General features: G+C 44.2%; 20 protein-coding genes and 1 pseudogene. 3 read left to right on the top strand and 18 right to left on the bottom strand.

Going from position 1 to position 20,931, the window contains the following annotated elements; translation table 11 throughout:
• Window positions 1-68 precede the first annotated feature (68 nt).
• From QH73_RS07575 to QH73_RS07565, 3 genes and pseudogenes are all read right to left on the bottom strand, one after another.
• Window positions 69-1,796, bottom strand: a complete 1,728-nt coding sequence (locus tag QH73_RS07575; RefSeq protein ID WP_132866786.1) for an ABC transporter ATP-binding protein/permease — start codon at window positions 1,794-1,796, stop codon at window positions 69-71.
• 189 nt (window positions 1,797-1,985) lie between these two features.
• A pseudogene (locus tag QH73_RS29310) lies at window positions 1,986-2,132 on the bottom strand (ATP-binding protein); the annotation flags it as partial.
• Between the two features lie 221 nt (window positions 2,133-2,353).
• Window positions 2,354-2,653, bottom strand: coding sequence for a 30S ribosomal protein PSRP-3 (locus tag QH73_RS07565; protein ID WP_015153844.1), 300 nt, complete (start codon window positions 2,651-2,653; stop codon window positions 2,354-2,356).
• Between the two features lie 282 nt (window positions 2,654-2,935).
• On the opposite strand from QH73_RS07565, the gene QH73_RS07560 reads away from it, so the two are divergent.
• Window positions 2,936-3,724: a TIGR01548 family HAD-type hydrolase gene (locus QH73_RS07560; RefSeq protein WP_039717518.1), complete on the top strand. Its 789-nt coding sequence runs from the start codon at window positions 2,936-2,938 to the stop codon at window positions 3,722-3,724.
• A gap of 1,030 nt (window positions 3,725-4,754) precedes the next feature.
• Window positions 4,755-5,945, top strand: a complete 1,191-nt coding sequence (locus QH73_RS07555) for a calcium-binding protein (RefSeq protein WP_052290080.1) — start codon at window positions 4,755-4,757, stop codon at window positions 5,943-5,945.
• A 98-nt stretch (window positions 5,946-6,043) separates the two neighbouring features.
• Here the strand turns inward: QH73_RS07555 and QH73_RS07550 are convergent, their stop codons facing one another.
• From QH73_RS07550 to QH73_RS07510, 9 genes are all read right to left on the bottom strand, one after another.
• Complete coding sequence (locus tag QH73_RS07550) at window positions 6,044-7,324, bottom strand: glycosyltransferase (RefSeq protein ID WP_039715822.1); 1,281 nt, start codon at window positions 7,322-7,324, stop codon at window positions 6,044-6,046.
• Between the two features lie 293 nt (window positions 7,325-7,617).
• On the bottom strand, window positions 7,618-8,589 hold the full coding sequence (locus QH73_RS07545) for a manganese catalase (protein ID WP_039715821.1): 972 nt from the start codon (window positions 8,587-8,589) through the stop codon (window positions 7,618-7,620).
• A gap of 449 nt (window positions 8,590-9,038) precedes the next feature.
• Complete coding sequence (locus QH73_RS07540) at window positions 9,039-9,377, bottom strand: cupin domain-containing protein (RefSeq protein ID WP_039717516.1); 339 nt, start codon at window positions 9,375-9,377, stop codon at window positions 9,039-9,041.
• Window positions 9,378-9,649: 272 nt separating this feature from the next.
• Complete coding sequence (locus tag QH73_RS07535) at window positions 9,650-10,891, bottom strand: L-dopachrome tautomerase-related protein (RefSeq protein ID WP_236146899.1); 1,242 nt, start codon at window positions 10,889-10,891, stop codon at window positions 9,650-9,652.
• A 9-nt stretch (window positions 10,892-10,900) separates the two neighbouring features.
• Complete coding sequence (locus QH73_RS07530) at window positions 10,901-12,070, bottom strand: zinc-dependent alcohol dehydrogenase (RefSeq protein ID WP_039715820.1); 1,170 nt, start codon at window positions 12,068-12,070, stop codon at window positions 10,901-10,903.
• A 56-nt stretch (window positions 12,071-12,126) separates the two neighbouring features.
• A complete protein-coding gene (locus QH73_RS07525; protein WP_052290078.1) occupies window positions 12,127-12,471 on the bottom strand; it encodes a hypothetical protein in 345 nt (114 codons plus the stop codon).
• 65 nt (window positions 12,472-12,536) lie between these two features.
• Entirely contained in the window at window positions 12,537-13,220 is a 684-nt protein-coding gene (locus tag QH73_RS07520; RefSeq protein ID WP_039715819.1) for an SRPBCC family protein, read from the bottom strand.
• Between the two features lie 98 nt (window positions 13,221-13,318).
• Window positions 13,319-14,413: a DJ-1/PfpI/YhbO family deglycase/protease gene (locus QH73_RS07515; RefSeq protein ID WP_039715818.1), complete on the bottom strand. Its 1,095-nt coding sequence runs from the start codon at window positions 14,411-14,413 to the stop codon at window positions 13,319-13,321.
• Between the two features lie 48 nt (window positions 14,414-14,461).
• A complete protein-coding gene (locus QH73_RS07510; RefSeq protein ID WP_039715817.1) occupies window positions 14,462-14,869 on the bottom strand; it encodes a DUF2267 domain-containing protein in 408 nt (135 codons plus the stop codon).
• A gap of 281 nt (window positions 14,870-15,150) precedes the next feature.
• Between QH73_RS07510 and QH73_RS07505 the strand changes: the two genes are divergently transcribed.
• Window positions 15,151-15,522 carry a DUF6335 family protein gene (locus QH73_RS07505; RefSeq protein ID WP_039715816.1) on the top strand — a complete coding sequence of 124 codons (372 nt, stop codon included), beginning with the start codon at window positions 15,151-15,153 and terminating at the stop codon, window positions 15,520-15,522.
• Window positions 15,523-15,608: 86 nt separating this feature from the next.
• Here QH73_RS07505 and QH73_RS07500 read toward each other — a convergent pair whose 3' ends face one another.
• The 6 genes from QH73_RS07500 to QH73_RS07475 all read right to left on the bottom strand — a co-directional run bounded on the left by QH73_RS07500 (window position 15,609) and on the right by QH73_RS07475 (window position 20,852).
• Window positions 15,609-16,208: a sulfite oxidase-like oxidoreductase gene (locus QH73_RS07500; protein ID WP_039715815.1), complete on the bottom strand. Its 600-nt coding sequence runs from the start codon at window positions 16,206-16,208 to the stop codon at window positions 15,609-15,611.
• A 135-nt stretch (window positions 16,209-16,343) separates the two neighbouring features.
• Complete coding sequence (gene rpmF, locus QH73_RS07495) at window positions 16,344-16,523, bottom strand: 50S ribosomal protein L32 (protein WP_132866733.1); 180 nt, start codon at window positions 16,521-16,523, stop codon at window positions 16,344-16,346.
• A gap of 171 nt (window positions 16,524-16,694) precedes the next feature.
• Window positions 16,695-17,663: a hypothetical protein gene (locus tag QH73_RS07490; RefSeq protein WP_132866731.1), complete on the bottom strand. Its 969-nt coding sequence runs from the start codon at window positions 17,661-17,663 to the stop codon at window positions 16,695-16,697.
• A gap of 13 nt (window positions 17,664-17,676) precedes the next feature.
• Window positions 17,677-17,931, bottom strand: a complete 255-nt coding sequence (locus QH73_RS07485) for a hypothetical protein (protein ID WP_132866729.1) — start codon at window positions 17,929-17,931, stop codon at window positions 17,677-17,679.
• A 10-nt stretch (window positions 17,932-17,941) separates the two neighbouring features.
• Window positions 17,942-18,325 carry a Mo-dependent nitrogenase C-terminal domain-containing protein gene (locus tag QH73_RS07480; RefSeq protein ID WP_015153862.1) on the bottom strand — a complete coding sequence of 128 codons (384 nt, stop codon included), beginning with the start codon at window positions 18,323-18,325 and terminating at the stop codon, window positions 17,942-17,944.
• Window positions 18,326-19,082: 757 nt separating this feature from the next.
• Window positions 19,083-20,852, bottom strand: a complete 1,770-nt coding sequence (locus tag QH73_RS07475) for a ribonuclease J (RefSeq protein WP_039715814.1) — start codon at window positions 20,850-20,852, stop codon at window positions 19,083-19,085.
• Between the last annotated feature and the right edge of the window lie 79 nt (window positions 20,853-20,931).

The following is a 20,931-nucleotide window of genomic DNA, read 5'->3' as shown; positions in this document are numbered from 1 at the left end:
GCAGCTGTGCGCCTCTACGAATTTTGAACCCTACAAATTGCACCCCTCAGAACGTAAAATCAAATTTGCTAGGTCTGCTGGTATTCCTCGGCTAGCATCAACTGCCAGCGAGAATCTTCTTCCAATTTCAAGACATACTTGTGGTATTGCAACAAACTGGCACGGTGTCCGACGCTAACTGTTGTAGTTTTCGTTGCTTTAAGTTGTTGGTAAAGGCGTTTTTCGTTCCCCAGATCCAACGCACTTGTCGCTTCATCTAAAATCGCGTAGGCAGGTTGAGCCAGCAAAAGCCGCGCAAAAGCAAGTCGCTGTTGCTCTCCTAAAGAAAGTACATTCGCCCAATCTAGTTGAGCATCAAATCCTCCCAACCGCTCAGGTAAATCCGTCAGGTTAACTTGCTCTAATACTTGACGCAACTGCCGCTCGTCGATCTGGCGATCGGTATGAGGATAGAGCAATTGGCTGCGTAGAGAACCCAGCACCATGTAGGGACGTTGGGGTAAAAACAGCATTTCTTTGAGCTGCGGACGGGTGAGATGACCTGTACCCGCATTCCATAAGCCCGCGATCGCCCGTAAAATTGAACTTTTGCCGCTACCGCTATGCCCGATTAAAACTATCCCTTCTCCTGGCTCCAAGTTAAGTGACAAATCTTCAACTAAAGTCCTTTGATAGTTAGGAGTCAGTAGGGTGACGCGCTGCATGGCTAGCTTAGCGGCTTCTGTCACATCAATCGTCGTGGCTCCAGGTTGCGGTTGAGATGGAGTTTCCAGCGCATCAGTCAGGCTGCTAAGGCGATCGACTCCTGCGGCGAAAGCTGTTAAGTTCTCAAACTGATCCACGACAATAGATAAGGCATCGAAAATTTGTCGAAAGGCGATCGCTGCTTGGGTAAACGTACCAAATTCCGTGTTTCCGGCAAAGTAAATCGGTGCAACTACTATATAAGGTAGTGCGCTAACAAAATAGTTGTAGCTGGTGGTGAAAAAACTGAGATTTCGCTGCCAATTAATGAGTAAGTCAAAGTTACGAACTGCTGCCAGAAAACGCTGTCGCAGTCCGATCGATTCTTCAGCTTCACCTTGATAAAATGCAATCGATTCTGCATTATCGCGAACGTGAATTAAGCCATAACGAAAATCAGCTTCTTTTTTCAGTTGATCGAAGTTAATCTTAATTAATCTGCGTCCGATCCAGGCAGTAATAATCGTGCCGATGATTGCATAAGCTAAAAGTGTTAATGACAAAGAAACAGAAATAGATAACAAGACACCAGTAAAAGAGATTAAGGTAACAACTGATGTCAGTATTAACAGCAAGAAAGTCAAGCTAGTGCGAGTGAACGATCTAATATCATCAGAAATTCGCTGGTCTGGGTTATCAATTTCTTCGTTGAAATTGAGCAGATAATAAGCACGGTTTTGCAGATACTTATTAAGAAAGCGATTGGTCAACCACTCGCGCCAATAAAGCCCTAACTTATCTCGAAGATAAGCAAATATGACGACAATTGGCGTGCCAATTGCCAACAGACCAGCATAAATAAAAATAAATCGCCAAAAAGTTGATGTATCTCTAGTTTGAGGGAAATTCGCTAAAGCTGTATTGATATTCCTAAAAATAAAACTGATGCTAACATTAATTACATTCACACCAAATGATAATACGAGTAATAAAATCAGTAATCCCCTCGCTTTCCACTTCTGTTCGGAAAACCAGTAGGGCTTGGCGATCGCCCAAAATTTTTCCCACAATTGACGGTTTAATCGGTTCTGTCTATTTGTTGTCACTCTCATCATCTAGAGATTAAATAAATCGAATTACATAACCTCAAATTATAGATACAAATTAAGAAAATGATGAGAAATACATTTTCATTTAGTAGTTATAGCTATTTTCGGTGGAATGAGATACACAAGATCTGTAGGGGCGCACGGCTGTGCGCCCCTACTACGAATGTATTGCACCTGTATGAGAATGCTGTATTAGCGATCACTGTCAACTGTCAAGGATTCCATTACAGGCAAATTTACCCTGAAAGTCGTTTCTTGTCCAGGGATACTTTCAACTGAGATTGCACCACCATGTAAACGGGCGATTTCAGAAGCGATCGCTAATCCTAACCCAGCTCCATTCTTACTTCTTTGGATTTACTTACGATTTTGGATTTACTTCTGATACGCTTTTCCGCGATCGATTGTTGCGATCCGGCTCAAAACCAAAAAAGTCATATTTATAAAATTTCATCGCAATTCTCGATTGCCTGCGTGATACAGGTAGGGGCGCACAGCTGTGCGCCCCTACAGATGTATATTTTACCCAATTGAAAACTGCTATTAGGTTATATCTACGATCAAGCGCTACCTGTAAAAGTAACTTCAGGAAATTTTGACTGAGCTTCGCCTAGCGGTCGCCGCCTGCCTTCCTCTTGCCAGTAGTTGATTACTTCCGTGGATTTATTGAGTAACTCCACGCGCTCTTGCTCGGTGATCCAGCTTTTTGATTCTAATTCCTTTTTCAATTCCTCCCAAGCATCATTGCGAGGCCAGAAAAAGTATTTAGTTAAGGGGCTTGTGCCTTTGCCCACGACCTGATCGACTGCTAAAGCAACGTTTTCTTCTAACCACAAAACTTTTAAGATAAACTTTGTCAATCCAACCTCCGCCCGTGCCAATTTAGCAAAACTACAAATATGTGCAATCTACTAATATACCTCAATATTTAGAAAAAAGAAACTATTTTTATAGCGATTCTCATTATGATGGAATACATTCGTAGGGGCGCACAGCTGTGCGCCCCTACAGATCTTGTATCTCACCCAATTGAAAAAGGCTATTACATTAAACTAACGCGGCATAGACAATCAAAGAGCTAAATTCAACATTTTGACTTTTAACTTTTAACTTTTGACTTTTTCTACTTGGGAGACAATAACTTGACTCAGCAAACTAGGGCGATCGCAGTTTTTGATATTGATGGTGTCGTGCGCGATGTCAGTGCTTCCTATCGACGGGCGATCGCGGATACTGTAGAGTATTTTACGGCAGGTGCCTATCGTCCTACCCAGGCTGATATTGACCGCTTGAAGTCGGAAGGAATTTGGAACAACGATTGGGAAGCATCCCAGGAGTTAGTTTATCGTCACTTTGAGACACGGGGACAGGAGCGATCGCAGCTGGATCTAGACTATCCTACTTTAGTTGCCTATTTTCAATCTCTTTATCAAGGTACAGATCCGCAAAACTGGACGGGTTATATCTGCGATGAAACGCTGCTAGTGCAACCTATGTATCTCGAACAATTGAGTACAGATGGTATTCCTTGGGGTTTTTTCAGTGGTGCGACTCGTGACGAGGCAAAATACGTCTTAGAACGTCTTGGTGTAGTATCTCCAGCCTTAATTGCAATGGAAGATGCACCAGGTAAACCCGATCCGACAGGATTACTAGCCGTCGTGCATCAGTTAGAAGTCCAGCATCAGCTACCAGCAACAACCCCAGTTTTATATGCAGGGGACACGGTAGCGGACATGTATACCGTCATCAAAGCCGCAGCACTGCAACCTCAACGTCAATGGATTGGAGTGGGAATTTTACCTCCTCACGTCCAAACTACAAGCGATCGCTGTCACAATTATACGGAAACTCTCAAATCTGCGGGTGCGGCGATCGTTTTTGGCAATGTTGAAGAACTCACACCCGCACAAATTCAGGGACTAATATAGCAACTTGCATATTTTTATTTGCTATAGGACTCAGATTTCATTTTTGAAGTCTACGTAGGATGCGTTACGCGATCGTGCTAACGCATCACTCTCAGTTTTTGGTGTGTTACGCCAGCGCGTAACACACTGAGATTTTGGCAATAATCAAACCGAATTCTTATAGTTAATATTGCAAATTAATTCTGCACAAAGTCTGCACAAATGCTGCATAATTAGATTTAGTAATCTCTAAGTTTTGCAACTCATTCTAATTCACATTCTTAAAAAAATCAGATAAAATGATAATACACAATGCGAGATAGCTCAAATACAAGTATGCTATTAAAAAAATATTAAAGATAAATATAAGCAAACTTCAAAGCCAAAACTCTCTTGCTACTTGCGCCTGCGTAGACTCTTATTTTAGAAGAGTGCGATTATCTCAAGGAACGATGCCGATAGAGAGAGTTGAGCAAGGAGAAGCTAGACAAGTTTCTGGTAATTATTTTTACCAATTCTGTCGTAAAATTTCTCAAGACGAGAGAAAAATTTTAGGGTAGTTTAGATTAATCAGGGTAGCTGAGATGAAATACAGCAAATTTGTCTGTTGCTTGTGGATAAAGGTGGCAAGCAGATTTGAAGTAGTAAAGCTAGCAAGAATTTAACAAACCTGGTGCAAGGAGTTTGCATATGGCAATTATTGAAGGATTTACCTAATATTCGTCTTAATATTGAGAAAATCTGCTGAAATCTACCACTAGAAACCCCAAATACAGATACTAAAAGTAAGAGCTGATGTAAGTAGACATACTTACAATCTTTTGCCTGGTTCTAAATCGGCAGAAACTCAACAAAATGACGGAACAAGTATGACTTTCTAGATGTATAGCTTCATAGAATTCAGTCAAGTAGTATAAGCCTAGAGTTTTATCACCTTTATAGAATTCCGATGTTGAGCATTGGAAGGTAATACGAATAGCTGCTTTTAACGTAACAGTAAAAGTAGAGATATTGGCTTGTAAATATAAGTGAAAAGTTAGGAGTAACTGAAATGGCAACTATCTACGGTACGATAAAATCTGAAACAATTAATGGTACTGATAGTAGCGACAAAATTTTTGGCTGGGCAAAAGATGGTAATGAAAATAGCCCATCTGGTAATGACACGTTATTTGGTAAAGGTGGTAACGACGAACTATATGGCGGTACTGGCAGAGACACCTTAGATGGCGGTGCAGGGATTGATACTTTAGTTGGTGGTAAAGGAGATGACACCTATATTGTAGATAGCACCACCGATATCATTAGAGAGTATGAGGGTGGTGGTGAAGATACCGTTCAATCTTTTGTTAGTTATACGCTAGGAGACTGGTTGAACAACTTGACCCTCACGGGAAGTCAAGCGATTAATGGTACGGGCAACAGCCTCAACAATATTATTAAAGGAAATGATGCCGATAACATCCTTAAGGGTGGGGCTGGCAATGACACCATCAGCGGCAGTGATGGCGATCGCCTTTTTGGTGAAGCTGGTAATGATACTCTGACTAATAGTGCAAACTTTGAACCGAATCGGCGTACGTACATGGATGGCGGCGACGGTAATGATGTTCTAGACGGCGATTTCGCCATAATGCACGGCGGTAATGGTGATGACACCATAGATGGTGGCACTTCCTCTGTCATTTATGGTGAGAATGGTAACGATAGGCTAGATGGAAATGAAAGCGATCTATATGGCGGTTCAGGTAATGACTCGCTCAGCGGTGATTTCAGCTATCTATATGGCGGTGAAGGTGATGATATCCTGCGTACCGTTTTTAGTGCCACGATGGAAGGTGGTAACGGTCGCGATACTCTGATTGGTAATAGTGATAGTGATAGTAGAGGACAAGATTACTTTGTGTTTAATAATCTTGCTGAAGGCGGCGATACCATTAGAAACTTTGTTGCCAGTGGAGACGGCGATTCTCGCGATTTAATTGTTATCTCTGCTAGTGGTTTTGGTGGTGGGTTAACTGCTGTCACTGAGGCGACACCTGGTGGATCGATATCTATCCTTGCAGCAGAGCAGTTTACAATTGGCACGGGGGCAACTGATGCTAGCGATCGCTTCATCTACAACAACACTAACGGTGCATTGTTCTTCGATATTGATGGTACTGGTAGCACCGCCGCAGTGCTACTAGCAACACTCACGGGCGCGCCTGCAATTACCAATAGCAACATCGTGCTTGGTTAAAACTACAACAGTAAAAGTCAAAGTAGGGTGGGCAATGCCCACCTGCGATCGAAGCGTTTGTCGTCGGCAAATGTTCTAAAATTGCTACAGGTTAACCCTCAACTAACATGAGCAAGAACGGGTTTCCCTGTAGATATAGCTTGTTCGACAATATCGGCAGCACGAGTCACGCCACCAGATCTTTGAATTGCCTGTTGCAGTTTTATTGCATTTTGTTTGTAAGAACTGTCTGTCAAGACTTTTTGGACTGCTGCTCTTAATTTAGGCACGCTTAAGCGAGACAATGGTACAAATTCTCCTACCCCAGTCCAAGCTATACGCGCTGCTACACCTGGTTGGTCGTTTGTCACTGGAATTGCCACCATCGGTACTCCATATTTCAAGCATTCCATCGTTGTATTCATGCCTGCGTGAGTAATCATCAAAGTTGCTTTTTTGAGTATTTCTAGTTGGGGTGCATACTCGACGACTACGGGATTTCCAGGTAATTTTGGTAATGATTCTGGACGAGCAGAACCACCCAATGAAATTACTAATTGAGCATCCAATCCTTCACAAGCTGATGCAATTTGCTGAAAAATTCCAATCAAACGATTTTGTAACGTTCCCATCGAAGCATAAATCAAAAGCTTTTCAGTCAAATTTTCGTAGGGGAAAGGCACAGGCTCTCGACTAGCAGAAGAATGATACGAGCCAGTGAAATGGAACCAAGGAGGTAATTTCTCTCTAGGATACTCAAATTCAGCCGGAGCATGACTGATTTGGGCTATTCGAGAATACGCATCGTTGGGGTGAGCGTATAAGGGCAATTTCCACTCGCGGCGATATTCCTGAATCACGGTTTGAGTAGGACGAGCAACGCGATTTAATAACGCATAACCTGCTCGGTTGCGTAAACGCGCCCACCAAGCAGGGCTATACTGCCAAAGAGTATTAAAAGGAGGAACGCTAGGTTCTCGATTTAGCACTACTGCACTGCACACGGTAACGTAAGGAATACCGAGAAAATCTGCAACAGTACCTCCTTCTCTAGCACCTTGGTTAACTAGCAAGGCTTCTACATTGGATGCTTTGAGTAATGCTGGTGCATCCCGCAGGGTAACAATTGCTAAATCCTTGAGTAGATTAATGGTATGGTTCAACGCTGCTAATCCACTCAGTTTTCCCAATTGGGCAAAAGATTCTGCCGTTGCACCTTCAGGAAACTTGTCCTCGCCCACCACCTGAAATTCTAATCCTGCTACTAATACTTTAGGTCGAACGTCCAGTATCCCGATGACAGTGACGCGATGACCCCGCCGTTGAAGTTCTTGCCCCAGCGGAAGCATAGTGTTGAGGGGTCCAGTCGAGCCAGGACAAATGATACCAAAATGAGTCATAAGCTACTGCGTAGATAAGTTAAATAGCTTTAGCTGAGTTAAGAGTCAGGCGATCGCATCACCAACAACTCCCTTTGTATTTAACTTCAATCGGCAACAGTCTTATTCCTTCACTTGTGACGATTTTTTAACAGCAGCCGATTCACTGAGGCTAATTTATGCCTCAAATAGCAAGAGACGCGAAATTTCGCGTCTCTGTAATGTTAATTTGTTTTGATTGCTAGCTATACAGTCGAGAAAATGCCCCAAGCTAATGCCACCAGCATTGTTCCCCTCTGCGATCTCGCACTAGCTTACTGTCCGTCTCCACCAGTCATTTTATTAATGGTATTAGCCGTACCTTCAACTGCATCAGCTACACCCTGGACTGCCTTAGATACAACACTACCCTCCTGCATTTGTTGAGCTTGAGGTGATTTCATCGTACCGTGAAGTTTTGGATCGGGTTGAGGCAGATTTGGTTCTGGTCCTATTGGCTGCGGATTTGCTACATACTCAAACTGACCTTTACCGTCGATTGAAGCACCTTTCGCCCAACGACCTTGGGCGCTTTCTTCTCCCTCAGAGTGATTCCAGAACTGATAAGCATTCTCTTTCTTTCCATATTCGTATGCGATCTTGGGAACAACTGTTTCCTCAAATCCTTCGCTTTTCAGATCTTCAATCGCCGCTAACCACTGATTTTGATGCATGGTGTCGCGGGCAATATTGAAACTGAGCATGTCTCTTACACCTGGGTCGTCTGTCATTTCGTACAACCGTACAGCTTGTAAGAGTCCCTGCGATTCAGCGTGGAGGTTAGACCGGAAGTCTGCCAATAAGTTTCCGCTAGCAACAATGAAGCGACCGTTCCAAGGAAAACCTACACTATCCGCTGGCATTGCCCCCCCACCCGAAACAGTGGCGTGTTGAGGATTCATTGCTGCTGCCATAATCACATCTCGCGGACGAACGCCACCCATGACCGCACCAACGACTGGATCTTTTGCCCCATCTTCTTGCATATTGACTGGTGCTCGATCCAATAAATGAGCAACCATCGTTGCTAGCATTTCAACGTGACCGATTTCCTCAGTTCCAATGTCCAACAGCATATCGCGGTACTTAGCGGGTCCTCGGCAGTTCCAGCCTTGGAATAGGTACTGCATCATCACGGTCATTTCGCCAAAAGAACCGCCAATTAGTTCTTGAAGCTTCTTCGCATAGACAGCATCGGGTTTTGCTGGTGGAGTGAAGTACTGTAGCTGCTTCTTGTGATAAAACATGAAAATCTCCTGAAAAATTTTACCGATCGACGCGATCGGTTGTAGTGCGATCTATATTTTGACTGGCGAAATTTTGTTGCTAGAATTTTGTTGCATTACCCTATCTAGGTAACTACTAACTGACTATTTTTTCCTCAGCCTACAGACAGACTGGCAAAATTCGACTGAAAGAGATAGGTATTATTATTTAGGTTTAGTTGCTATATTCTTTTCTGAAAATTAGAAATTTTTAATCGAACAAAGTTTCCTTGCAGGGTGGGTAGCACCCACCCTACATTTAAATTTCACCTATTAAGTAAGACTGCTATACAGCAATCTTGCGATCGAATAGAATATACGGCGGCGAATTCAAGAAAATAAACTAAAACTACTGTAAGATACGCTCTAATAAATAATGCAGCCGCTACTATTTGATAGCGGCTGAAAGCTTTATTTCTCACTCACAAATCTTATTCATCTCTTCCGTGAACCTGTGACGGAGGGCTTGTAGCTTCAACAGCAGTAAAAGGTTCTAAAATTTTGTAAGAATGTGATGCGCCTTTAGGGACAACCCAAGAATCTCCTGGTTCTAGTAATACCATTTGACCTTCAAGATGTAACTCTGCCTTACCGTCAATTACATAGCCAACGGTTTCATAGTCTCTCGTCGTGGGAGATTTAGCTTCTGCTGGTTGTTCGTTTTCCCACAAACGCATAGAAAGAGATTTACCGGAAGCTAAATACTTCTGTCCCTGCTTACCATGAGGGGAACTACTAGAATCTACCTTTTTAACACTGGTATCGCTCATATTTTCATCTCCCATAGAATTTGCGATTGCACTGCCTGCTCTTTTCCATCCCACCTCGATTTCTGCTTTAGCGCATCATCCTTAATTGGTAATTGGTCGTCATTCGTCACTGGTAACTGACAACTGATAACTGTTAACTGTTAACTGTCAACTGATATCGTGCGACCTGTCCGTGCTGCTTCATAAAAGATTTTTGACTTTATTCAACATATATTTTCGTCTTGTAATTGTTAGTAGAGGCGCACAGCTAGCTGTGCGCCTCTACAGATTTGTTATCGCAACAGCACTGGTTTCGCATTAATGCGGGTACGAAACAGACTGTAGGGTTTTTCGCGCAAATCTTGCTTCTGATGGAACTGGGGCTGACGGTGAAGTTGATTGGCAATGAAATAGAGATAGCCGTCATTAGCAACAGACAGCGTATCAGCCCATAAAATGCGAGGATCGTGAACTACAGTTTCATACATCCCATCAGGCGATCGCCGCAAAATTGCATTATGCTCGTAGTTGGTCAGATAAACTCGATTTTGGGCATCTGAGTCTAAACCATCAGATGCACCGCCTTTATCGCCCAAATCTTTGACAGTCGCTGCTACTTCTTTGTCGCTTAATTTCTCATCAACTAAAGCATCGACGCTGACACTAAATAATCTTCTGCCAGCTAAAGTGCAGTAAAACAACTGTTTCCCATCAGCACTAATTGCGATTCCATCGGCACCAATTGTAAGTGGGCTAGGTGGTTTGTCTGGTGGACGGTTCATCAATGGCTGTCCCTCCACCACGGGGAGAAAATTCGGTTCTGCTTTTGTGGAAGGATGGTCATTTAGCCGCCGCCAGCTTCTACCGGAATCTAAATCGACAACAATAATTGCATTAGCACCATTACCGGAAGAATCGGTAATAAAAGCCATCCCTGCCTTACCACGCCGTAAATCGAAGCGGATGTCGTTCAAATAGGTAGTCGGTAGCGCTACATCTTGGGGAAACAAGATAGTCTTAAAAATTCGATTTTGTTTTAGATTTATCCCGATTAATTTCGGTCCACCATAAGTAGTAGGTGCAAATTGAATACTACCAGTGTCCAAAATCCACAAACGGTCTAAAGGATCGACAACTACACTTTGGACAGAAACGAGTGACTTCGATTGGTCTTTTTGAGGGCGATTGAATTTGGCATTAGGATAAGCTACGGCTTTACCCCTAACTATCTCCGCTACCGTGTAATCTACTTTGTCTCCCCAACGAGGAAAGTTAACAAAAATTCTCCCCCTTTGAGACACTGTTACTCCGGTCGGCATAGCACCGTTAAACGATGCTACCGATTCAATCTTGCCGACAGTCTTTTCCTGCGGTAAGGCATAAGCTGGAGGAACAAAAGCAACGGCAACGAACAGCAAGCACGAAAAAATTAGGCAGAAGAATTTTTGTTGCGCTCTGTACCAAAACATAGTTTTTTCTTGGGTATTTATTGGTTGATAATTGGTGAGTTGCAACCACCAATTACCAATTACCAATTACCACGTTCATGGCTTCAACACAACTTTGATACAGTTATCTTTTTTGTGCTTGAAAATTTCGTATGCTTCAGGTGCTTGGTCTATGGGCAGACGATGAGTAATGATGAATGACGGATCGATTTTGCCGTTCTGAATGTGTTCTAGTAACGGTTTTAAATATCTGTGAACGTGAGTTTGTCCCGTTTTAAAGGTTAAACTCTTATTCATCGCCGCGCCCATTGGTACGTTATCAATAAAACCGCCATATACGCCAGGGATTGAGACGTGTCCGCCTTTACGACAGGCAACGATCGCTTGTCGTAATACAGTCGGTCGGTCGGTTTCCAATCTTACTGCTTGCTTGGCTTTATCAACTAAACCTAAGAGATCCGTGCCGTGTGCTTCCATGCCTACAGCATCAATTACAGCATCGGGACCGCGACCGCCAGTCATTTCTTTTAAGGCTTCCCCAACATTAACATCTTCAAAGTTGAGGATTTCTGCTCCACCATACTCTTTCGCCATTTGCAAGCGTTCGGGGACGCGATCGATCGCAATTACCCTATCTGCACCGAGTAAATAAGCACTCTTAATCGCGAATTGTCCTACAGGTCCGCAACCCCACACAGCAACCGTATCGCCAGGTTCAATGTTGCAGTTCTCCGCCGCCATGTAGCCAGTAGGGAAAATATCCGTGAGAAACAGTACTTGTTCGTCTGTCAGTCCATCAGGAATTTTAAATAAACCCACATCGGCAAACGGGACTCTGGCATACTCTGCTTGACCGCCTGCATAACCGCCCATCATGTGAGAATAGCCAAATAAACCGGATGGCGAATGTCCCATTAATTTTTCAGCAATCCAGGCGTTAGGATTAGAGTTATCGCACAACGACCACAAATCTCGGTTACAGAAGAAACAGTTACCGCAAGAAATTGTAAAAGGAACGACAACGCGATCGCCTTTATTCACATTTTTTACAGCACTGCCAACTTCAACGACTTCCCCCATAAATTCATGACCCAGAATGTCCCCTTTTTGCATTGTGGGGATAAAGCCGTCATAAAGATGTAGGTCAGAACCGCAAATTGCTGTTGAAGTAATTTTGACAATTGCATCGCGAGGATTAATAATTTTAGGGTCGGGTACGGTTTCTACCCGTACGTCTTTTGCCCCATTCCAACAAACTGCTTTCATGATTGTAATTGGTAGTTGGTAATTGGTAATTGGTAATTGGTCAACACCTATTACCTTTAGTTCTGTTGATACGTGCCTTGCTCTTTCCCAGTTATAGGTTTGACTGCCTTTTCTACTCTTTTCTGAGTGGAATTTAATACTTGTTTTGTGCCTGGGTCGAGCGGTTCATCTAAATTGAGTTTTTCTTTGACGTTTTCGGCAGCTTCTTTGAGACTATTTTTTGTCTTCTTCCCCAATTCTTCAGTTTTTTTAGGCTGCTGAGACTGATATGAATTAGCTTCAGGTGTCACGGTTTCAGCTTGAGCTGGATATACTACAGAGCCAAATTGCAATCCAATCAAAGTTATACCAACTAGAAAAGCAACGGTTAACCGTCGAAACCAAACTATTAAACGATTCATAAACTTCCTCTTTCCTTCTTACCAACTGATATTTGTCTTGTCACTTACAACTTACGACTTACAACTTACGACTTACCCCTCGGTTGTCCTTCATTAGTAGCAATTTCACCTGCTTCCATCAGCATTTTGAAACGGCGCAGATCGTCACCGATTTGTTGTTCTGGTTCCTCACCAAAGAGTTTGGCAACTGCTGCTGCTAAAGCTCCTCCTGGGGGCGCATATTCAATGACGACTTTTACTTCCGTACCGCGATTTCCTGGCGCTGGCTTAAATCTAACAAAACCAGAATTGTCTACGTCTGCTCCTTCTACTGAAGTCCAGGAAATAAATTCGTTTTCGCGGTCTTCAATAATCTCTGCATCCCATTCAACACTTGCACCTAAAGGTGCATTTGCTACCCAATGCGATCGCTTGTTGTCGTACACCTCTACTGATTTGAGATGTTTCATAAACGTTGGCAGATATTTGAAATCGTGCCAGTAACGATATAGCTCATCAGCAGGCTTATTAATCGTTACTGTTTTTTCTACCTTAATTGCTTGGTTTAAACCCAATGCTTGTTGCATATCGCCCTTTTCCGTTGCTGCTTTATATGCCAATCCACCACCTGCGATCGCCAACAAAGCACCTCGTAGCGATCGCTGTTGTAACCCCATCAGTACCATCGCACCGCCACCAATCAGCGATGCCCAGCGCCCGATTTCGTTACTATCTCCCTGTCCTTGTTGATTTTCTGAAACTGAAGCCACTGTCTTTGTCTTCCTTCTCCGAAATATGTTGCCCCCCTTAAAAAGGGGGGTTGGGGGGTCTTTTAGCCCCCCTTAAAAAGGGGGGTTGGGGGGATCTCCTACATAGTTACCGCAGCGCCAGTTGTCGGCTTCCCAGGCTGCGTAGTTCCTACCCGCGAGCGATAGAGTTCTGCCATATGGCGTTCGTACAACGCTCCATCTTGCTCGATCTGCTTAAACAAAGCCGTAGACACCGGATCTGTAAATTGAACAAACAAATTGTGCGCATCTACCACACCTGTCTGAATATCTCCCAAAGCCCGCCGCATTAAATCGCGATCGTCGCTACCTTGTAAAGCAGTCTTCACCTTGGCATACTTATCAGCCACATTTGCCGTAAGTGATGGTTTTTCACCTAACGCTGCTAGCCTTGCTTCGAGTTGCTCAATGTGTTGCTGCTTATTAGCAACAATCTCTAGCAACAATGCCTTAAATTGAGGGTCAGATGCTTTCTCTATATACTGCCCAAACGCCTCTTGAGCGTACTTCTCACCAGCTAAAGCAGTATTTAGCCCTTTGACAATTTCTCCTTTGGTAGAACCACCCCAAGCATCAGCTAGTTTCCACCATTCGGCGTTAACATCTCGTACATCTGGTAAAGCAGCTTCTTTGCCACCGTAACCCAGACGGCTGAGGATAGCTGTGGTGAAGATTGCCAAGTCTCCGGGCTGACGGGAAGTGATTAAATTACCATCAATGACCAGTGGCTCATCGACATAGTTTGCCCCTGCATTGATCATGTCCTTACGCACGGCAATAAATCCTGTGGCTTGCTTGCCTCGCAGCAGATCGCCTTCAATTAACACTTGGGGTCCATGACAGACAGCAGCAACTAATTTGCCTTGTTGCATCGCCTCTTGAACGAAGCGCACAGTGTTAGGATTGACACGCATTTTGTCGGGAGCCATGCCACCAGGAATAATCACGGCATCGAATTCTGATGCCACTGCTTCAGTTGTCGTGCCATCAGCCGATTGCGAGACTTTACCTTGCTTACCTTTGTATGTCTCGTTCGTGCGAGAACCGAGAACTACGGTTTCAATTCCCGCCATTTTCAAGGCTTCATAAGGAATTTTGAATTCCGCATCTTCCACACCATTCTCAATCAGAATGGCAACTCTTTTTTTACCAAAATTACCGTTAGTTTGTGTCATATAGCCCTCCTATTCGTAGGTTTTATTGAAAATCGAAAATAGCGATCGCTACGAAGCAGCAGATGCTCCTAGATTCGATCCGGTGGCGAATAAGTCGATATAATCCTCAGAAAAATTTGCTTTGAAATCGGTAAATTCTCCAGGTGTCACTGCATTCTGCAATACTGCAAATACAGCACGGACGTGGTTAGCTGCGACTGTTGGCTCTACTTGCTCTTTTGCACTGACGCGCTGTAAGAATTCTTCCATTGAGAAAGGCTGACCGTCTTCACCCTCTCTTCCACGCAAATATTCAGCCAACTGCTGCGGTAATTGCGCAGCTAAATCCTTGGCTTCATTACCGACAATTCTTTCTCTGATAGTTTCCAGAGTTGCTTGTGTCGCCCGTTTTGCATCTTCACGAGCCTCCATCTGTGCTACTGTCTGAACGTGTTTGATGAACTCGTCGTACTTCACTCTGTAATGTCCTCAAACTCAGTAATACTTCTTTGCTCCAGTACCAAGCCTATGCAGCCACACCCCAAATCCTCTTCCTCCAAAGGGTATGGATTACATTTATCCACAGGGATATAACTCTAGGAATAGGTGCAAACTGCTGTGAAGCGATATCTTAGGGTCAGTTGTCAGTTATCAGTTGTCAGTTAACAGTTATCAGTGAGGAGTGACTATTGACTAGATCGAAACAAAGAATCTAGCCACCAGCCACTAACCACTCACGACTCACTACTCACTAAGTTATGAGCGATCGCAAAAATAGAGAACAAGAACTACCAGAAGAAATTACCGAATCTTTTGGTACTGGCGTTCACGATGACCCAAGGACGAACGCTGGTAGAGAAGCAGGAGAATACACAAGTGCTAGCCCAGAACTCACGGGTGGAGATATAGATGCGGCTTGGGAAACAGCAGCAGACGAAGGAGATGAGGCTGTAGGCGGGACTGTCGCTACTCCTGACCAAGATATAACTGAAGAGATAGAAGCAGCCGTCGGTCTGGAAATGGACGATCGCAGTTTTTTACGCACGCAAGACATTTTAGAAGACCGCGACGATCGCCGATGGGAACTCGATCCAAAATCTTCCGACGACTACCAAGAACGGCGCGATTGAAGTAGCCATCTATTATACTCTACAATTGACCGAAAAAACTGATTTTAAATGACCCCCCTTGTCCAGGGGGGTTGAGGGGTGCGACCTTAAAATCCTTCGCCGTAGCGTTCCTCTGCCCAAGGTTCACCTCGACGATGATAGCCATTCCGTTCCCAGAATCCTAATTCTTCCCGTTCTAAAAACTCTAGACCATTGATCCACTTAGCGCTTTTCCAAGCATAAAGGTGAGGTACGACTAACCGCATTGGTCCACCGTGTTCGGCAGGAAGAGGTTCGTCAAAAACAGTATGGGCAAAAAAGTTTTCTTCCCGCAGAAAGTCTTCTAAAGGAATATTTGTCGTGTAGCCGCCATAGCAATGTTCCATGACATAAGCGGCTTTAGGATCGATTTCAATCAGCTGCATAAAGTCTGTAACTTTCACGCCAGTCCATTTGACATCCAATTTAGACCAGCGAGTGACGCAATGAAAATCTGCAGTAAAATCATGCTGCGGTAGCGCCATAAAATCTTCCCAAGTCAGAGTCTTCGGTTGTGCCAGACCCCAAACCTTAAATTGCCATTGTTCTCGATTAACCCGAGGAGTATCACCATAGGTTAGTACGGGAAACCCCTTGGTTAAGTATTGACCAGGAGGGACGCGATCGCTTTGTTCTGCTCCTGGTTTCTGAAAAAATTTTCCTACCATGCGGTGTAGACGTATAGGTTACTGTTGCATTGAAAGGTTAAAAAACCTTTACTTAGATCTTTAGCGCAACTCACCGATCTCTAACAACATTTCTAGGTAGATCCACAATCGCTAGATTCCTAAGCACACCACAACTTAGGATTCAGTATCTTCTTCCTCTTCTTCAGGACTAGGATAGACAAACTTAGAACGTCCGCTGAGAATAGACTTACCTAAAGACAGGGCTTTTTGTGCTTCTAGCGCAGCTTTTCCTCTCCAAGTGGCTCGGCGCTTATCTCTTTTAGACTTAGATGTTTTCTTCTTTGGAACAGCCATGACGACACAGACTTAATTTTTCACAACCTTTCCATTGTAAGCCAAATATTTAGCGAGTAGTGAGTGGTTAGTGGCTGGTGGCTGGTGGAACTAGATACTTAGTTTTGATCTAGTCACCAGTCACTCCTCACTGATAACTGATAACTGATAACTGATAACTGATACCTGACCTCAAGGCTGTGTTGTCGGCGTAGTGCTTCCAAAAGGTGAAGTTGTGGGAGTAGAACTCGTTCCTGGTAGGGGTGAGGTTGATGGAGTCAGGGGTTGACTGGGTGTGAGTCCCGAAGGAATAGCAGGTGTTGCTGGAGTTAAACCCGTGTCAGAAGAAGCGGGAGTTGTTGTAGACGGACTGGTTGATGTATTTGGCGACGATCCAGGAAATGTGGTCGGTTGGTTTGTCGGCGTATCTGACGATGAATTGGGGGTTGTGGAGTCAGGGGTTGTGGCTGGCAACGATTGAGGAACTAAACCCGTACCTGGTTGTGTCTGATTGCTAGGTGTATTGGTTGAGTTTGTCGTACCTAGTTGACTAAAGGGAGTGGTGTTCGTAGGCTGTTCCGAGGTAGATGGAATCAAGCGCCCTGGCTGGGAAAACGTTCCTTGTCCACTACCTCTTGTGTTACCAGAATTCGAGTTGGCTGGCATTCTCGATGAGGAGGGAGTCGGATTCGGAAACGATCTTCGAGGCACGCTCTTGGCATCGTTTGTTGCTACGTCACGCTCGTCAAATCGAAGTAGCGATCGCGCTTGGTCGAAATATTTAATTCCTTGTCGGGGATCGGGGTTAATTCCTTCGTTGCGATTTGCCGTCAGCGAGAGTATGGGTGCAATTTGCCCGCGATTGCGGATAACTACCGTAACGGTGACATCTGTAGCTTGTCTATTCGTTGCTAAATTCTGTGTTGCTGCTGTTCTAGCCGCTGTTATAGCCCGACTGCGTAATGCTTCGTAGGTTTCGTCGGGGCGACGGTCGAGTGTCACGTCAGCATTGACTGTTTGGGTGCGGGCAATTTGTGATGAGTGATGCTCTACTACCAGCCAGAAACTGCTTGCTAGCCCTAAGGAACCAAATGAAACAACAGCAGTTTTAGTCGCTTTGGCTGCTAGGTTTAACCATTGGCGAAAGAAGTATCTCCCCATAGTCGCTTAACACTTATAATTTGGTAATTATATTGAGCGCCGATAGCCGCGATCTCCTTCTTGTAGGTTGTTGCAGCTCAGCCTCAGTATAACTCCATGTCAAGCGATCGTCACATCGATAGTGGTGCGTGGTGCGTGATGAATAGGGTGTGGGGTGTAGGGAGAATTCGGAATTCGGAATTAATGCGTGAATGCGTGAATTTTGAGTTGCTTCCTCAGCTCTCTTCCCTCTGCTAGTGCGATCCCTTTCTTCACTGATAACTGTCAACTGTTAACTGTTAACAGTAAGGGGTTACGTCTTCACCACATTCGTCGGCTAGGTAGCATAAGGCGCGGAAACGCAAGCCTACAACTTCTTCGTAAAGCGGGTTGAGCTTGCACATTGGTGGAATATGGAACAGCTTGCGACCGAATAGAACGACATCTCGCTCAAACGGACACTGGGAAGGAATAAGTTGACATAAGCGATGTGCTAACTGAGGATTGCGGACTTTGACGCTATCCAGCCAGCGACGTAGAGGTAACAACAAGTCTAATTTGCGCTGTTTGGGTTGCTGTAACGGACTAGCTGCAATGGGTATTTCTAGAGACTGTTGAGTTTGGTCGATCCAGATCCAACTGGCTAGGGCAATGTCTTGGGGTGTATATGGGGAAGCGTTCATGATTCACTCCTCTTACTGTATGAAGCAACTTGAGCTTGCTATAGAACACATACAATGTCTCAACGATCTTTACCGGAATAATGTTTCCTAAATCAATTAAAAATTTTTGGTGGATTTTCTCTCAATTCAGGAACCTCTTTATCACTACCCCACGTTAACTAACGATTTGGCAGAATTGGTAGGTGAATAGAGAGATTTTTTTGAAATTTGACCTATATAAAACTTTAGTGAAGTTTAGCGAATTTGACTGGAAGTGCATGTAGAACAAACATTCAAGCGATGCACGAACCACATCTATCTCGATTTTGTATTCAAAAGTACAAATTTATTATTTGTAGTTTCAAACACAATTTTTGTTCCACCTCTCTAATAGGAATCGCTTTGATTCTGCCTAAAATTCCTGCGCGATGTATGAGCAACAATACGGAAATTTTTAAAATAATAAAGAAATAATTAAAAGCAGCTTCCGTATATTTACCGATGTTTGACGATTTGTCAAGCTAATTTCGTTAGATTTTCTTTATAGTTGATGGAGAGTTGAGGGTTGAGGGTTGATAGTTGACGGTTGTTGGTTGCTAAGTCACTCCAGAGCGATGTGACATGTCAGATCTCTACACCGATCGCTGGCAACATAAAATCCCCCAAAACTGCCTTTTAAAGGAGAATTGGGGGAATTTTGTGTGATGAGCTATCTATTTCTATCTAGATAGGAACCCTATCTGTCACTGATAACTGTTAACTGTTAACTGGTCACTGTTCATGACGCGACTGGTGCCGCAGTAGTGCGTCGCCGTCTTCTACCGTCAGCTGCCTTGACAGGTTCTTCAGGGATAGGCATGAGTAGGGTGACAGTGGGTTGACATTGTAACTCGCGTCGAATTGCCCGTTGTAAGTCTTTTTCTAGCTGTACCTGCAATCCCGCCCAATCAATATCAACTTCTTGTCCGTCAAAAGATCGAGCAAAATCCGTCCAGCGATCGCTTAATATTTGCTCGATCTGTTCTTGTACCCACTTTTGCAGCAAATCGCGGTTAATCGTGGTGACTACGCCCCGTAGGTGAATGTCCGGCTTAGTCATTAACTTCCCATTCCAATCGATCGCAGCAGCGATGGTAACGATGCCATCTGCTGCCATTTGCTGGCGTTCTTGCAAGACTTTACCGCTGACAATACCAGAACCAGAGGTATCGACTAGTTCGATCCCCGCCGGCACTTTCCCAACTACCTTAATTTCCTCTGTTGATAGTCCTACTACGTCACCATTTTGGATGATGACCATATTCTCAGCCGGAATTCCCATGCTTTGGGCTGTTTGAGAGTGCTTCACTAGCATCCGATGTTCGCCATGCACGGGTAAGAAAAACTTGGGACGAGTTAAGGCAATCATTAATTTTTGGTCTTCTTGGCAACCATGTCCAGAAACGTGAATGCCCTGTTCTCGACCGTAGATAACTTTAGCACCCTGCATCATCAAGCGATCGATCGTGTTGACTACAGCGATCGTATTACCTGGGATCGGGTTCGCTGAAAATACAACTGTATCTCCCTCGCGGATTTTGAGATGGGGATGTGCGCCGCGAGAAATTCTCGTCATCGCTGACATCGGTTCGCCTTGAGAACCAGTGGTGAGAATCAAAACATTTTCTTCAGGAAGTTGGCGAATGGCGTGTAGCGGCTGCAACAGGTTATCTGGACATTTGATGTAGCCTAGATTTCGAGCGTGAGCAATGACGTTTAACATCGATCGCCCGACAACTGAAACGACGCGATTGTGTTTTTGCGCCAATTCTAGAATCATGTTGATCCGGTGTACGGAGGAAGCAAAGGTGGTGACGAGGACTCTGCCCTTAGCTTGCATAAAAATACGGTCTAAGTTGGGATAGACCGATCGTTCTGAAGGTGTATGCCCTGGAACTTCGGAATTAGTAGAATCACTGACTAGGCACAATACGCCTTTTTCTCCATGTTCTGCCAACCGTTGAATGTCGTAATGTTCGCCATCAACTGGAGTATGGTCGAATTTAAAATCCCCCGTGTGGATAATTAAGCCAAGGGGGGTGTGAATGGCGACGGTGAAGCTATCAGCGATTGAGTGGGTGTTGCGGATAAATTCAACAATAAAAGAGGAACCAATACGGACGAGTTCGCGGGGACGTACCGATCTTAACTCCGTGCGATCGCGGACTCCTGCTTCTTCTAGTTTCCCCTCTAGCATTGCCATTGCCAAGCGGGGACCGTAAATTACCGGAATATCAAATTGCTTTAAATGAAAGGCAATGCCACCAATATGATCTTCATGACCGTGGGTGACGATCATGCCCTTAATCTTATGCCGATTTTCACGTAAGTACGTGACATCTGGCAGAACGATGTTTACCCCGTGCATTTCGTCGGTAGGAAATGCCAACCCTGCATCGAGGAGAAAAATTTCATCGTTGTATTCAAAAACGCAAGTGTTTTTGCCAATTTCGTGTAAACCGCCAAGGGGAATAATTTTGACGGCGGCTGTCGTTCCGTTGTTACTCATTTGTATCCTTAATTTACAGTTGTTTTTTTAGATTCACGTTTGTTGTTTGAGTTAGATAAAACAAAGTCAGGTGGTTTTG

It is taken from the genome of Scytonema millei VB511283, assembly GCF_000817735.3.
Taxonomy (GTDB): domain Bacteria; phylum Cyanobacteriota; class Cyanobacteriia; order Cyanobacteriales; family Chroococcidiopsidaceae; genus Chroococcidiopsis; species Chroococcidiopsis millei_B.
Note: the sequence above shows the minus strand (reverse complement) of the source record. Positions and strands in the feature narration are given on the sequence as shown.

Excerpts from the sequence above, each read along its gene's own strand:
- QH73_RS07575 (WP_132866786.1), bottom strand. The coding sequence starts at position 1,796 with ATGAGAGTGACAACAAATAGACAGAACCGATTAAACCGTCAATTGTGG.
- QH73_RS07555 (WP_052290080.1), top strand. The coding sequence starts at position 4,755 with ATGGCAACTATCTACGGTACGATAAAATCTGAAACAATTAATGGTACT.
- QH73_RS07550 (WP_039715822.1), bottom strand. The coding sequence starts at position 7,324 with ATGACTCATTTTGGTATCATTTGTCCTGGCTCGACTGGACCCCTCAAC.
- QH73_RS07545 (WP_039715821.1), bottom strand. The coding sequence starts at position 8,589 with ATGTTTTATCACAAGAAGCAGCTACAGTACTTCACTCCACCAGCAAAA.
- QH73_RS07540 (WP_039717516.1), bottom strand. The coding sequence starts at position 9,377 with ATGAGCGATACCAGTGTTAAAAAGGTAGATTCTAGTAGTTCCCCTCAT.
- QH73_RS07530 (WP_039715820.1), bottom strand. The coding sequence starts at position 12,070 with ATGAAAGCAGTTTGTTGGAATGGGGCAAAAGACGTACGGGTAGAAACC.
- QH73_RS07525 (WP_052290078.1), bottom strand. The coding sequence starts at position 12,471 with ATGAATCGTTTAATAGTTTGGTTTCGACGGTTAACCGTTGCTTTTCTA.
- QH73_RS07515 (WP_039715818.1), bottom strand. The coding sequence starts at position 14,413 with ATGACACAAACTAACGGTAATTTTGGTAAAAAAAGAGTTGCCATTCTG.
- QH73_RS07505 (WP_039715816.1), top strand. The coding sequence starts at position 15,151 with ATGAGCGATCGCAAAAATAGAGAACAAGAACTACCAGAAGAAATTACC.
- QH73_RS07500 (WP_039715815.1), bottom strand. The coding sequence starts at position 16,208 with ATGGTAGGAAAATTTTTTCAGAAACCAGGAGCAGAACAAAGCGATCGC.
- rpmF (WP_132866733.1), bottom strand. The coding sequence starts at position 16,523 with ATGGCTGTTCCAAAGAAGAAAACATCTAAGTCTAAAAGAGATAAGCGC.
- QH73_RS07490 (WP_132866731.1), bottom strand. The coding sequence starts at position 17,663 with ATGGGGAGATACTTCTTTCGCCAATGGTTAAACCTAGCAGCCAAAGCG.
- QH73_RS07480 (WP_015153862.1), bottom strand. The coding sequence starts at position 18,325 with ATGAACGCTTCCCCATATACACCCCAAGACATTGCCCTAGCCAGTTGG.
- QH73_RS07475 (WP_039715814.1), bottom strand. The coding sequence starts at position 20,852 with ATGAGTAACAACGGAACGACAGCCGCCGTCAAAATTATTCCCCTTGGC.